The organism is Cereibacter sp. Soil_C_27 (assembly GCF_057657095.1).
This window is the reverse complement of record NZ_JBDGJD010000007.1, coordinates 37,793-50,364: the sequence shown is the minus strand read 5'-3', so window position 1 is coordinate 50,364 and position 12,572 is coordinate 37,793. Positions and strand designations below refer to the sequence as shown.

The following is a 12,572-nucleotide window of genomic DNA, read 5'->3' as shown; positions in this document are numbered from 1 at the left end:
TCTCTCCCTTGAATGGATGGACATAGCGCCTGACCTCCTCAGGCGGCGCTGTGGCTGGCGGCCCTGCGGGCGCGCCAGGCACGACGGATCGGCACCATGATGCTGATCAGGCTGAGGATCAGGAACAGCACGCTGATCGGGTCGGTCAGGAAGATCATGTAATCCCCCCGCGACGACACCAGCGCGGTGCGGTAGTTCGACTCGATCAGGTAGCCCAGCACCATGGCCAGGATGACCGGCGCAACGGGGAAGCTCAGCTTCTTCATCACGTAGCCGAGCAGACCGAAGCCCAGCGTCAGCCAGACGTCGAACATCAGGTTGCGGATGGCGAAGGCGCCCAGCACGGCGAAGGCCATGATCCCGGCGGCGATCACCCCTTCGGGCAGCAGCACGGTGCGCGCCATGATCGGCAGGAACAGCGACCCGACCAGATATTGCACCAATGACGCGATGATGACGCCGAAGAGGATGGCATAGACCAGCGTCGGCTCCTCGGTGAAGAGCTGCGGCCCGGGGTGCAGCCCGTGCATGATCAGCGCGCCCATCATGATCGCCGTGGTGGGCGAGCCGGGCACGCCGAGCGCCAGGAGCGGCACCAGCGCCCCGCCCACGGTGGCATTGTTCGAGGCTTCCGGCGCCGCGATGCCATTGGCCGCGCCCTTGCCATACTCCTCGGGGTTCTTGTCGCGGGCGCGGGCATAGTCGCGCGCCACCCAGCAGGCGATGTTGCCACCGACGCCCGGCAGGATGCCCAGCAGCGTGCCGATCACCGATCCCGACAGCATGGACCGCCAGGTTTCCTTCCACAGCGCCATCGACAGGAACACATGCCCGACCCGCGTCTTGCCCAGCGGCTTCTTGCGCGCCTGCTTCTCGGCCAGCGAGATCGCCTCCGACACGGCAAAAAGCCCGATCAGCGCGGCAAGGAAGGGCACGCCCTCGTAGAGCTCGAACTGGCCGAAGGTGAAGCGCGGCGTGCCGGCGATCGGGTCGATGCCCACCGTCGCCAGCGCCAGACCGAGCCCGGCGCCCAGAAGCCCCTTCACCAGCGACCCGCCCGCAAGTGCTGCGACCGAGGTGAGACCGAAGAGGCCGACCGCGAAATAGCCCGCAGGTCCGAACTGCAGCGCAAGGCTCGCCAGCGGCATCGCCAGCAGCAGCAGCGCCAGCCCGCCCAGCACGCCGCCCACGGTCGAGGCGGTCAGCGAGATCGAGATCGCCTCGTTTGCCTGCCCCTTCTGCGCCATGGCATAGCCGTCGATCGCCGTCGCCGCAGCCGCCGCCGTTCCCGGCGTCGACAGAAGGATCGCGCTGATCGACCCGCCATATTCCGCCGAGGTATAGAGCGAGATCATCAGCAGCATGCTGAGTTCGGGGGACATGGTATAGGTGAAGGGGATGAGCAGGCTCAGCCCGATCGACGGCCCGAGCCCCGGCAACGCGCCGATGACCATGCCGAGCAGCGCGCCGATCAACAGGACGGCGAGCCCCGACAAGCTGAAGATCACCCCCAGAGATTGGATGATACCGTCCATGAAGCCCCTCCGCTCGCTTGCTGCGGGGCCGCTCTCCTCCCGGAAGTCCGGCGTCCCGATGCTGCCTTTGTGGGACGCGGGCTCGCCAGTCACAAATCACAACTGTCCGGAGGAAAATAACTTGAGGCTATAGCTCGGCGCGCTCCGCACGGCACCTCCCGTCCCTCGCGCCAGGGCAGGCTGGCCTCACCCCACCGCCAGCGCCCCCGCTTCCACCAGCTTGCGGTCGAAACTCACCAGCGCGTCGCAGCCGCCCTGCCCGGCGGCGATCAGGATCATCTGGTCCGAGAACCCCGGCCCGCCTTGACGGTAGCGGCTGATCGCCAGCCCGACGCGGTCCTCGGCCTCGAAGCGCAACTCGCGCGCTTCCAGCAGCGCCTCCACCGCCCCGGCGATCTCGGCGCGCGTCATGCGGTAGGCGCGTTCCAGCACCCACACCAGTTCCACCGCCACCTCGCGGCAGATCCAGCCCGGCGCCTCGGCGCTGAGCCCGGCGATCAGCGCCGTCGCCGCGGCCCCCTGCGCCGCATCGTCCTGCACCAGAAACCGCACCAGCACATTGGTGTCGAGCGCGATCACTCCTGCGCCCCCTGCCCCGCCGCCTCCTCCATCGCCTCGAGGCTCACCGCCGGGCCCTCGCGCTTCAGCATCCCCGCCAGCCCCAGCGCCGCGCGGGTCTTGACCAGCCGCACCTCGCCACCATCAAGGATGACATAGCGCAGCCGGTCGCCCGGATTGAGCCCCAGCGCCCGGCGCACCTCGGCCGGCAGCGTGGTCTGGCCCTTGATCGACAGCGTGGATTCCGGCATCCGAGCCTCCAAAGCGTTTTGCCGTTTCACCTTACTTTATCGCCACCCGCCTTGCAACGGGCGGGCTCTGGTGCCACGCTCGGGCATCGCCACTACATGCTGTGCGAATCCACTTGCCCGAATCCCGATCTTCCCGCATCTATTACGGCAAGAAGTGTATAACATGGCAAAAGCCGTAACCAACGGCTGAAGGCGAGAGCGGGATGCAGCAAAAGGAACGGATCGATCGCCTCGTCGGCGATCACGCAGAACGCTTGTCCGAGCGGCTGATGGCGCATCGCGCCCAGCTTTTCCCGCCCAATGCCCGCAAGGAGCTGCGCCGGTTCACCAGCGGCGAGGTGGCGGCGCTGCTCGGCGTCAAGGATGCCTATCTGCGCAAGCTCAGCCTCGACGGCAAGGGGCCGCAGCCCGAAACCGGGTCGGGCGGGCGCAGGCTCTATTCCTCGCAGGACATCATGGAGCTGCGCAACCTGCTGGAAAAGCGCGCGAAAACCCCGGGCAGCTATCTGCCGGGACGGCGCGCGGGCGATCATCTGCAGGTGATCACCGTCATCAACTTCAAGGGTGGCTCGGGCAAGACCACCACCTCGGCGCATCTGGCGCAGAAATGCGCGCTCGACGGCTATCGGGTGCTGGCGATCGACCTCGACCCGCAGGCCTCGCTCTCGGCGCTGCACGGCTTCCAGCCCGAATTCGACCTGACCGACGGCGGCACGCTCTATGACGCGATCCGCTACGAAGACCCGGTGCCGCTGCGCGAGGTGATTCAGAAAACCTATTTCACCAACCTCGATCTCGTTCCCGGCAATCTCGAGCTGATGGAATTCGAACATGAAACCCCCCGTGCGCTGGCCGCGCGGGGCGGTAATCTTTTCTTTACCAGGATTGCCGATGCCTTGGCCGAGGTCGAAGCCGATTACGACGTCGTCGTGATCGACTGCCCGCCGCAGCTGGGGTTCCTGACGATGTCCGCGCTCTCCGCCGCCACCGCCGTTCTGGTCACCGTGCATCCGCAGATGCTCGACGTCATGTCGATGTGCCAGTTCCTGCTGATGACCTCGAACCTTCTGGGCGTGGTGGCCGATGCCGGCGGCGACATGAGCTATGACTGGATGCGCTATCTCGTCACCCGCTACGAGCCCGGCGACGGGCCGCAGAACCAGATGGTCAGCTTCATGCGCTCGCTGTTCGGCGACCATGTGCTGAACCATACCGTGTTGAAATCCACGGCGATTTCCGATGCGGGCCTCACCAAGCAGACGCTTTACGAGGTGGAGAAGGGCGAATTCACCCGCAGCACCTACGAGCGGGCGATGGAAAGCCTGAACGCCGTGAACGGCGAGATTGAAAAACTCATTCAGTCAGCATGGGGCCGCGCATGAGCCGCAAGAACATCCTTCAGGGTCTGCTCGACCAGCCCGCCACCCCTGCCCCGCCGCAGGCCGAACGGCCGCGCTCGACCAAGGGCGCCATCGGCGCCGTCTCGCGCTCCATCGCCGATCTCAAGGCCCGCGCCGTGATCGAGATCGACCCGTTCCAGATCGAGGCGGGCGGCCTGCAGGACCGGCTGGAAAGCGACAGCAACGAGGATGCCGAACTGGCGCGCTCCATCGCCACCTATGGCCAGCAGGTGCCGGTGCTGGTGCGGCCGCATCCGACAGATGAAAATCGTTTTCAGATCGTCTATGGCCGCCGCCGCGTGCTGGCGCTGCGCGATCTGGGCCAGCCGGTCAAGGCGCTGGTGCGCGATCTCGACGACCGCGAGCTGGTCATGGCGCAGGGGCAGGAAAACACCGCCCGGCGCGACCTCTCCTTCATCGAGAAGGTGAATTTTGCCCGGCAGATGGTCGATGCGGGCTATGAGCGCAAGGTGATCTGCGATGCGCTCTCCATCGACAAGACGGTGATCTCGCGCATGCTGACGGTGGCGGAAAGCGTGCCGGTGCAGTTGATCGAGGCGATCGGCGCCGCCCCTTCGGTCGGCCGCGACCGCTGGCTGACGCTGGCCGATCTGCTGACCACCACGCTCGACGATGCCGACACGCTGATTTCCACCATGCGGCTGACGGCGGGCGACGACAGTTCCGACGCGCGGTTCGAGGCGCTGGTCGGCTATCTCTCCGGCCAGCGCAAGCGCCAGACCGCCTCCGCCCCGCCCGAGCCGCTGCGCAGCGCCCAGGGCCTGCATCTGGGTCAGGTCAGCCGCGGCAAGGCCGCCGTCACGCTGAAGCTGCGCCGCAGCCGCAGCCCGGGCTTCGCCGACTGGCTGGTGGAGCATATCGCCGAGATTCACCGCGACTGGGAAACCCGGCGCGGCGAGTGACCCCGCAAGGGGCCGAGAGCAGAGCAGCAACAACAGGAAAGGCACGACCCGACAGAACGAAAAAGCCCCCCAGGACATGACATCCCGAGAGGCCCATTCTTGATCTCGCAAATTGAGGATACCGCCTCGCACTGACCGCTGTCAACACCGTGTCCCGGTGGACGATGCCGTTTTGCCCCGTGAAACGTAAAATGCATCACATTTCCCTGACGCCCTTCGGGCGGCAGCCGGTGACGGCTGGGCTGATCGCCGGTCAGGCGCTGGCCCGGGCCCGTGCCGCCCTGCCCTCGGTCGACAAATGGACGGTCTTCGACGACCTGCGCGGCGCCCGCGCCGCCTATGGGTTGAAGGACCGTGACCTCGCCGTGCTCCACGCCCTCCTCAGCTTCCTGCCCGGGCGCGAGCTCATCGACGGCGCGCAGCTGGTGGTCTTCCCCTCCAACGGGGCGCTGGCCGAACGGGCGCATGGCATGTCGGAAAGCACGCTGCGCCGCCATCTGGCCAATCTGGTCGCCGCCGGCATCATCGCCCGCCGCGACAGCCCGAACGGCAAGCGTTACGCCGCCCGCGATCGCGCGGGACAGGTGAACCACGCCTATGGCTTCGACCTCCGCCCCCTCCTCGTCCGTGCCCCGCGGATCGCCGCCGAGGCAGAGGAAGCCGAGACCGCAGCCCAGGCCCTGCACCAGACCCGTGCGGCGCTGGTCCTGATGCTGCGCGACGCGGCGAAGCTGCTGGCCTGGGCGCGGCAGACGCAGGCGGAGCGCTGCGAGGCGCTGGAGGAGCGGCTGACGCCATTTCGCAAGGCGCTGCGGCGGCGCTTGGCCGGGGGTGAGCTGGCGGTGCTGCGCGAGGAGCTGGCGGAGATCCTTGAGGATATCCAGCGACTGACGGTACCGGAAACGGCGGAATTGGGCGGCTGTGACAGCCAGAATGACCGGCACCATACGAAGCCAAAGAAAGACTCTGAAGATCTTGAACCGGGCAAGGAAGCTGGCAAGACGCCACCCGCGATCCCGCTGGGGCTGGTGACGAAAGCCTGTCCGGAGATCGGCAGTTACGGCGAGATCCGCAGTTGGCGCGACCTTTGGGGCGTGGCGGGGAAAGTGGCGCCGATGATGGGGATCACCGCTTCGGCCTGGGCGGAAGCGCAGCGGATCATGGGGCCGGAGGTGGCGGCAGTGGCTGTTGCGGGGATCTTGCAACGGTTCGGGATCGTGCGGAATCCGGGCGGGTATCTCAGGAGTTTGAGCCAGCGGGCGGCGGAGGGGCGGTTCTCGGCCGGGTCGATGGTGATGGCCTTGCTGAATGGCGAGGAGCGGCGGCGGGTTTGTTGACAGCTGTCAACTTTTGGGCTGCGGGGGAAAAGTTGACAGCTGTCAACTTTCAGTCTCGCGCCGATCCCTGAGGATATCCTTAAGCCACCGCGCGCCGCGTTCAGCCTTTGTCAGGCCTTTCGCGGAACACGAAAAGCGCGTTCAGCGCGAAGTTGGCGAAGAAGGCGATTCCGACTCCGGCGGTCTTCGCCGCCACGGGGACCAGACCCAGCGACTGCGCCGCCAGCGCCGTGACCGAGACGTTGACGATGAAGCCGAGACCGGCCGCCGCCAGGAACACCGGATAGCGCCTGAGGCTGGGCGCCACGCCGAAGACGTAGCGCGCGCTCAGCAGGTAGTTCACCACGTTGGCCGCGAGGAAGGACAGCATCGCTGCGGGCACCAGCGGCAGGCCGAGGCGGAGCAGGGCGGCGAACCCGCCGATGTCCACCACCGCGGCGACACCGGCGGTCAGGCCGTATTGCCCGAGCTTGCGCAGCAGCGGGCGGGCTCGGGTCAGGAGGGCCAAGGCTTACGGCAGCCAGAGCAGGAAATGCCGCCCGCCGGTCTCGATGAAATGCTGGCTGGCCAGCGTCTCGAGCGAGGGGATATCGACGAAGGTGGCGATGACGAAAAGCACCGAGGTGAGCACGGCGGAGAGGATGACCGGCTTGGCGCGGTAAAGCTTTTCCGGTTTGCGTGCGACCGAATCCGGCGTCAGGGCCAGCGCGTAATAGACCGCGAACAGCAGCACCACGCAGGGGAAGAGCACGATGTATTCGATGCGATACTTGATGAGGAAGATCGCAAGGAAGAACGAGCAGAGCAGGGCGTAGACCAGATTGGCGACCGAGAGATGCGGCTCGGTGTAATGCCGGAAGGAGCGGCGGTAGAGGCCCAGCGTCTCGCGCCCGTTGCTGGCGACGATGTCGCGGTATTCGGCCAGACGCTTGGAGTTCATCAGGAAGGCCCCGCCGAACCAGAAGGCGAAGATCAGCGAGATCGGCGGTAGGCTGGTGGCATCGACCATCGCCCAGCCGATCAGGAGACGGATCGGGTTGTTGAGCGATTCGGACAGCACGTCGAGATAGGGGCGATCCTTGGTGCGGATCGGGTTGACGTTGTAGGTGATGCCGGAGAGCGCCAGCAGACCGCAGGCGACAAAGACAGTGTCATTGACCCAATAGGCGAGCAGCATGCCGACCGTCAGCAGCAGCACATATTCCAGGAGGATATAGCTGCCGAACATCTGACGCTGCACTGCGGCACGCTGCGACTTTTCCGGGTGGAAACGGTCGAAAGCCCGGTCAAGCCATTCATTTATAACGTAATTCGCCGCGGCCACCGCAACGGCGGCGACAAAGCCCACCAGAATGTTGAAGGCAATGGCCAGCGCGCCCTCGCTGACGGCGCTGCCGCGCAGCAGGAAGGCCAGGGCGATGCCGGGCAGGATGAACACATGTTTCGTCATATGGTCGAGCCGGGCGATGCGGATGTAATCGGCGAGGCCTGCAATGCTGCGGGTCTCTGCTCCGGTCGGGGCGTCGAGGGTGGCTTGGGTCATGCAATGGGTCTCCACTGGGAAAATCTCTGTGAAAAAACGGGGCGGGGCAGCGACCAGAAAAGCAGGGCCGCGAAGGGCAGAAGCCAGACGACGCGCGCCTGAAAACGGCCATAGGGTGAAGCGAGGATGCCGCAGATCAGCGCATTGAGCACGATGCCCAGAAGGAGAAGCGCGGCGAAGGTGAGAAGGGCAGGGGGCAACGCAGGCCGCAGAGCCGCAGGCAGCGGGCTTTGCGGCAGGAAGGCCAGAAGAGCCAGGAGCGCCACCGTGCTGCCGGCATAGGTCAGCGCCGTCACCAGATGCCGCAGCCCGGGATGGGTGTAGAGCAGCGAGGATTGGGTGAGGGCAACGAGATCCGGGGGGAAGTTGTCGGCGAGGAAGACGGCGCGCTCGGGGCGCTTCGGAACATCCTCGATCGAGAGGGTGACGAGCTGGGCCAGACCGTCGAGCGCGAGGCCGCCGAGCGTGGCCAGCGGATAGGCCGCGACCACATCGCCTAGAAAGCGGCCCTGTTCGGCCACCAGCGCGCGTTTCACCTCGGGCGGCGCGGGGCGGAAGACGCCGGTCGCAGGATCGTCGCGGAACATGAAGCTGATCCAGTCGAGCGGCAGCCGATCGGCATAGGCGCAGAGCGCGTAGCCGCTGGCGGGGCAGCTTTCGGCGATGAGGCGGCTGCCGGGGCCGAGATCGACGAGATGGGCGGTGAAGTGGGGCAGGGGCTGCGGCGCCGTGCCGGTGGCGCGGGTGGTGAGGCCGGTGGCGACGATCTGCCCGGCGATGGCGAGCAGGATCGCCCCGGCCAGCGCCGCGAGGCTGGTGCCCGGCAGATGCGGGCGCAGGCGCGGCAGCAGGCGGACCACCGCGAGGAGGGCGGTGAGCGAGAGGAGCAGGGCGAGGTGGCTGGAATGGGCGAGGGCGGCGAAGGCGATGACGGCCCAGAGGCCCCGCCGCTCGGCCCGGGAGAGGCCTGGGCGGGCGGCGAAGAGCAGCGCAAGCGCGACGATCAGCGCCGCGGCCCAGATATCGGGCATGAGGAGGCCGACGAAGAAGCCTGCGGGGGTGAGGGCGGCGAGGACGATGGACGAGAGGATCGCGGCGCGGGGCCAGCCTGCGGGCAGGAAGCTGCGGCAGCTGAGCGCGATCAGCCAGCCGAGCGTGGTGGCCTGCGCCCAGACCAGGGCCCAGCCGAGGGTGAGCTTCGTCGCGAGATAGGTGGGGAGACCGTAGTAAAGCGAGCGGCCGGCGCTGATCTCCATCACCTCGCCGCTGCCGCCGGTCACGAGGCGCAGGGCGGCGTGGGCGATCTGATGCGGATACCAGATGTAGGCGGCGCTGTCGAAGTAGAGGAAGGGCGCACCGTTGAGCACGGTGGGCAGCATGAGGATGCCGCCGCAGAGGAGGCTGAGGCGAAGGAGCGAGGGGGGGAAGAGGGCCGCGGTGAGGGCGAGGGCGAAGCCGAAGGCGAGGTGCCAGGGGCCGAGGGCGGCACCGGGGAGAAGGGCCGCGGCGGCGAGGGGCAGCGTCCATTCCGCCGCGCGGAGGAGGGCGGTGGGGCGCGGGCCGGGCCGGGCGAGAAGGCGCAGGGCGGCGAGGCCGAGGAGGGCCAGCGCGGGCAGGGCGGCGCCTTGGGTGGTGGCCAGGACGAGACCAGCCGCGATGAGGGCAAGGGCGAGGCCGCCGCCGTGCAGGAGCGGCACGCGGCCCGAGGCGAAGGGGCGGTGGCTGAGGGCCGGGTCGGCGCGCTGGCGGTCGAGGGCGAGGAGGTCGCCGGTGATGCCGGCGCCGGTCGCGATGAGCGCGAGGCAGAGGGTGAGGAGCAGCGTCTGGAGGAGGAGCGGGCCGGTGACGGCGGCGGCGGCGAGCAGGGGCAGGAGGGCCGCGAGGCTCGGCAGCCAATGGGCGGGGCGCAGGGTTGCGAGGTAGGGCAGGGGGCCCGGGGCGCTGTCGCTGAGGTCGGAGACCGGCAGGCCGAGATCGCGCAGCTTGCGGCGGGTGGCGGGGCTCGCGTTGACGGTGATGGCGCGGGCGGTGTGCGGCCAGACCTTCAGGTCGGCGGCGGAATCGCCCATGTAGGCGTAGCGCCCGGCACCGAAACGCTGGTTCAGGAAGGCGGATTTCTCGCTCGCCTTCAGGTTGCGGACGCCGTCGGAGCCGAAGACCTCGTCGAAGATGCCGAGATGGGCGGCGATGGAATGGGCCAGGTCGCTGTCGCTGGCGGTGACGAGGGCCGCGCGGCCGCCGCGGGCGCGCCAGTCGGAGATGGCCTGCACCACGGCCTCGTTGTAGGGCAGGGTGGTCACGTCGATCTGCGCCCGGGCGGCCAGCACCCGCTTCAGCGCGGCGCGTCCGCCGGTCAGGGCGCGGGCGGCGCGGAAGGGGGTCGCGGCATCGTGGCGGAAGGCCGACCAGAAGCTTTCGTAAAGCATGTCCGAGCGCAGCAGCGTGCCGTCGAGGTCGACGACCAGCATGATGTCGGTGGAGAGCCCGTCGAGGGCGGCCGCGGGGCTGTAACGGAGACCGCCGGAGGGCGCGGCGCCATGGCTGCGCGCAAGGGGCGGGGCAGAAGCTGGTCCCATTCAATCACCTTAAATAACCTGTGCCACCCGCCAATGGTCCGGCGCGGCAGCCGACTGCTTGAAAAATACGCCGACAGGGTCGCACGATTTGTTAATGAGTCTATGAAGAAATTTGCCCTTCCCCGCGTCTTTGCCGGGAAAGGGGGTCGCGAGGAAGAGGCCCGTCGCCGGGAGATGCCTAAAAAATGAGCATTTTCGCGGCAGGGCGCCGAGGGTCTGCCCGGTGAGGGAAGGGCCTGGGCCCCGCGCGGCCTCGTAAAGCGCCGGGGGGCGGTTGCCAAGGGCCCGCGCGCGGGTCCTTGGCAGGGCAGGGGGCTTATGTGGCCACAGGGGCGCGGTTCGCCATCACCTGCCGGACGGTCACCCCGGCGAGGATCGACATGCCGATCAGGGTCGAGACCAGCTCGGGCGCGATCAACATGAGGGCGGCGATCGGCAGCAGCGTGCGCTCCAGCCAGTGCAGCGGGCCGATCATCCAGTTGGTGATCGCCACCGACAGCGCCACGATCCCGAGCACGGCCCCGGTGAAGGCCAGAAGGAAATCGGGCAGCGTGAAGGCCTCGGTCACGATCAGCAGCGAGGGCGAGAAGACGAAGACGAAGGGCACCAGCGCCTTGCCCATCGACAGGCGGAACGCGGTGTTCCCGGCCTTGAAGCCGTTCGCCCCGGCGATGCCCGCCGCCGCATAGGCGGCGAGCGCCACCGGCGGTGTCACATCGGCCAGAACCCCGAAGTAGAAGACGAAGAAATGCGCCACCAGCGGTTCGACGTTCAGCATCCCCAGAACCGGGGCGGCGACGGCGACCATGATGATGTAATTCGCCGTCGTCGGCACGCCGCAGCCCATCAGCACGCAGACGACGGCGGTCATGATGAGGGTGAAGAGCAGGGTCAGCGTCTGCACGGTGAAGAGCTCGAACGGCAGCACGCCGAGGACGGCATAGGTGCCGGTGGCCCAATCCTGCGCGACCGAGGTCACCATGAACGCGATCTTGAAGCCGACGCCGGTCAGGGTGACGATGCCGATGACCACGCCCACCAGAGCCGCCGCCACTGTCACCGACAGGGACTGCCGCGCCCCGGCGATGAAGCCCTCGACGATGCCGGTGAGGGTCTCCTTCAGCCCGTCGACCATGCCCGAGGCCATGATGCGCTGGATCAGATAGACCACCATGCAGGCCGAGATCGCCCAGAAGGCCGAAAGGAAGGGCGTGCGGCCCGACATCAGCATCCAGACCAGCAGGATCAGCGGGATGACCGAGAGCCAGCCCTCGCGCAGCACCTTCACGGCATTCGGCAGTTCCTCCTTGCGCAGGCCGCGGATGCCGAGACGCTTGGCCTCGAGATGCACCTGCACCAGCACGCCGAAGAAATGCATGAAGGCGGGGACGATGGCGGCGATCAGGATGGTGCGCAGCGGGATGCCCAGATATTCGACCATCAGGAAGGCCACGGCCCCCATGACGGGCGGGGTGATCTGGCCGCCGGTGGAGGAGGCCGCCTCGACCGCGGCCGCGAAATGCCGCTGGAAGCCGATGCGGATCATCGCGGGGATGGTCAGCGCGCCCGTGGTCACCGCATTGGCGATCGACGAACCCGAGATCGTGCCCAGCATGGCCGAGGAGAGCACCGAGACCTTGGCCGGACCGCCCGAGAAGCGCCCGGTGAGCGCGGTCGCGAGGTCGATGAACAGCTGGCCGAGACCGATCTTCTGCGCCATGACGCCGAAGAGCACGAAGTGGAAGACATAGGTCGCGATCACCCCCAGCGCGGTGCCGTAGATGCCCTGCGAGGTCAGGTAGAGGTGGTTGATGATGTTGGGCCAGTCGGCGCCCGGATGCACGAGGATGCCGGGCATGGAGCGGCCGAAATAGGCATAGGCCACGAAGATCAGCGCGATCACCGGCAGCGGCCAGCCCATCGAGCGGCGCACCGCCTCGAGCAGGACGACGAGCAGCAGCGTGCCCATGACGATGTCGATGGTCAGCGGATTGCCGACGCGGAAGGCGAGCTGGTCGTAGATCCAGGGAACGTAGAAGGCGGCTGTGGCCCCGGCGATGGCGAAGGCCCAGTCGAGCACCGGAATGCCGAGGATCGCAAACCCCGTGGTCTTGTGCCGGTCGCGCGCGAAGGCCGCGAAGCTGAGGAAGATCAGGAAGAGCGAGGCGCCCATGTGCAGCCCGCGATGGGTGGTGGCGCGCGGGATGCCGAAGCCGGCGGTGTAGAAGTGATAGGCCGACAGCAGGAACAGCACCGCGCCGCAGAGCAGCGCCACCGGCCGTGTCACCGTGCGGAAGCGGGCCTCGGGGTCGAATTCCTCCTCGAGCCTGCGCAGGTCTTCTTCGGATAGCTGTCGTTCGGTATCGGCCATCGGGCGTTCCCACAGAGAGGTGTCATGTCAAAGGCAAGGACGCGACCGGAAAACCGGCCGCGTCCTGCAGGATCGGGG

Annotated in this window: 10 protein-coding genes; 3 read left to right on the top strand and 7 right to left on the bottom strand. The window is 67.6% G+C overall.

Features of this window, described 5'->3' with window-relative positions; genetic code table 11:
• Positions 1 to 38: 38 nt before the first annotated feature.
• The 3 genes from AC3A5Z_RS21000 to AC3A5Z_RS20990 all read right to left on the bottom strand — a co-directional run bounded on the left by AC3A5Z_RS21000 (position 39) and on the right by AC3A5Z_RS20990 (position 2,344).
• Positions 39 to 1,535: a tripartite tricarboxylate transporter permease gene (locus tag AC3A5Z_RS21000; protein ID WP_487521226.1), complete on the bottom strand. Its 1,497-nt coding sequence runs from the start codon at positions 1,533 to 1,535 to the stop codon at positions 39 to 41.
• Between the two features lie 186 nt (positions 1,536 to 1,721).
• On the bottom strand, positions 1,722 to 2,114 hold the full coding sequence (locus AC3A5Z_RS20995) for a type II toxin-antitoxin system VapC family toxin (RefSeq protein WP_487521225.1): 393 nt from the start codon (positions 2,112 to 2,114) through the stop codon (positions 1,722 to 1,724).
• Entirely contained in the window at positions 2,111 to 2,344 is a 234-nt protein-coding gene (locus tag AC3A5Z_RS20990) for an AbrB/MazE/SpoVT family DNA-binding domain-containing protein (protein WP_487521224.1), read from the bottom strand. The genes AC3A5Z_RS20995 and AC3A5Z_RS20990 overlap by 4 nt, the downstream gene beginning before the upstream one ends.
• A gap of 203 nt (positions 2,345 to 2,547) precedes the next feature.
• Here AC3A5Z_RS20990 and repA point away from each other — a divergent pair, with 203 nt between their 5' ends.
• The 3 genes from repA (at position 2,548) to repC (ending at position 6,004) form a co-directional block, all read left to right on the top strand.
• Positions 2,548 to 3,726: a plasmid partitioning protein RepA gene (gene repA / locus AC3A5Z_RS20985; protein WP_487521223.1), complete on the top strand. Its 1,179-nt coding sequence runs from the start codon at positions 2,548 to 2,550 to the stop codon at positions 3,724 to 3,726.
• Positions 3,723 to 4,667, top strand: coding sequence for a plasmid partitioning protein RepB (gene repB / locus AC3A5Z_RS20980; RefSeq protein ID WP_487521222.1), 945 nt, complete (start codon positions 3,723 to 3,725; stop codon positions 4,665 to 4,667). The genes repA and repB overlap by 4 nt, the downstream gene beginning before the upstream one ends.
• Positions 4,668 to 4,858: 191 nt before the next feature.
• The gene (repC, locus tag AC3A5Z_RS20975) at positions 4,859 to 6,004 is read left to right on the top strand and encodes a plasmid replication protein RepC (protein WP_487521221.1); all 1,146 of its coding nucleotides are present in this window, start codon (positions 4,859 to 4,861) and stop codon (positions 6,002 to 6,004) included.
• Positions 6,005 to 6,104: 100 nt separating this feature from the next.
• On the opposite strand, the gene AC3A5Z_RS20970 is transcribed toward repC, so the two are convergent.
• The 4 genes from AC3A5Z_RS20970 to AC3A5Z_RS20955 form a co-directional block, all read right to left on the bottom strand.
• Positions 6,105 to 6,512 carry a GtrA family protein gene (locus AC3A5Z_RS20970; protein WP_487521220.1) on the bottom strand — a complete coding sequence of 136 codons (408 nt, stop codon included), beginning with the start codon at positions 6,510 to 6,512 and terminating at the stop codon, positions 6,105 to 6,107.
• Between the two features lie 3 nt (positions 6,513 to 6,515).
• On the bottom strand, positions 6,516 to 7,547 hold the full coding sequence (locus AC3A5Z_RS20965) for a UbiA family prenyltransferase (protein ID WP_487521219.1): 1,032 nt from the start codon (positions 7,545 to 7,547) through the stop codon (positions 6,516 to 6,518).
• Positions 7,544 to 10,123 carry a haloacid dehalogenase-like hydrolase gene (locus AC3A5Z_RS20960; RefSeq protein ID WP_487521218.1) on the bottom strand — a complete coding sequence of 860 codons (2,580 nt, stop codon included), beginning with the start codon at positions 10,121 to 10,123 and terminating at the stop codon, positions 7,544 to 7,546. Before AC3A5Z_RS20960 ends, AC3A5Z_RS20965 begins: the two co-directional genes overlap by 4 nt.
• Positions 10,124 to 10,439: 316 nt before the next feature.
• Positions 10,440 to 12,494, bottom strand: a complete 2,055-nt coding sequence (locus tag AC3A5Z_RS20955) for a TRAP transporter permease (RefSeq protein WP_487521217.1) — start codon at positions 12,492 to 12,494, stop codon at positions 10,440 to 10,442.
• Positions 12,495 to 12,572: the final 78 nt, after the last annotated feature.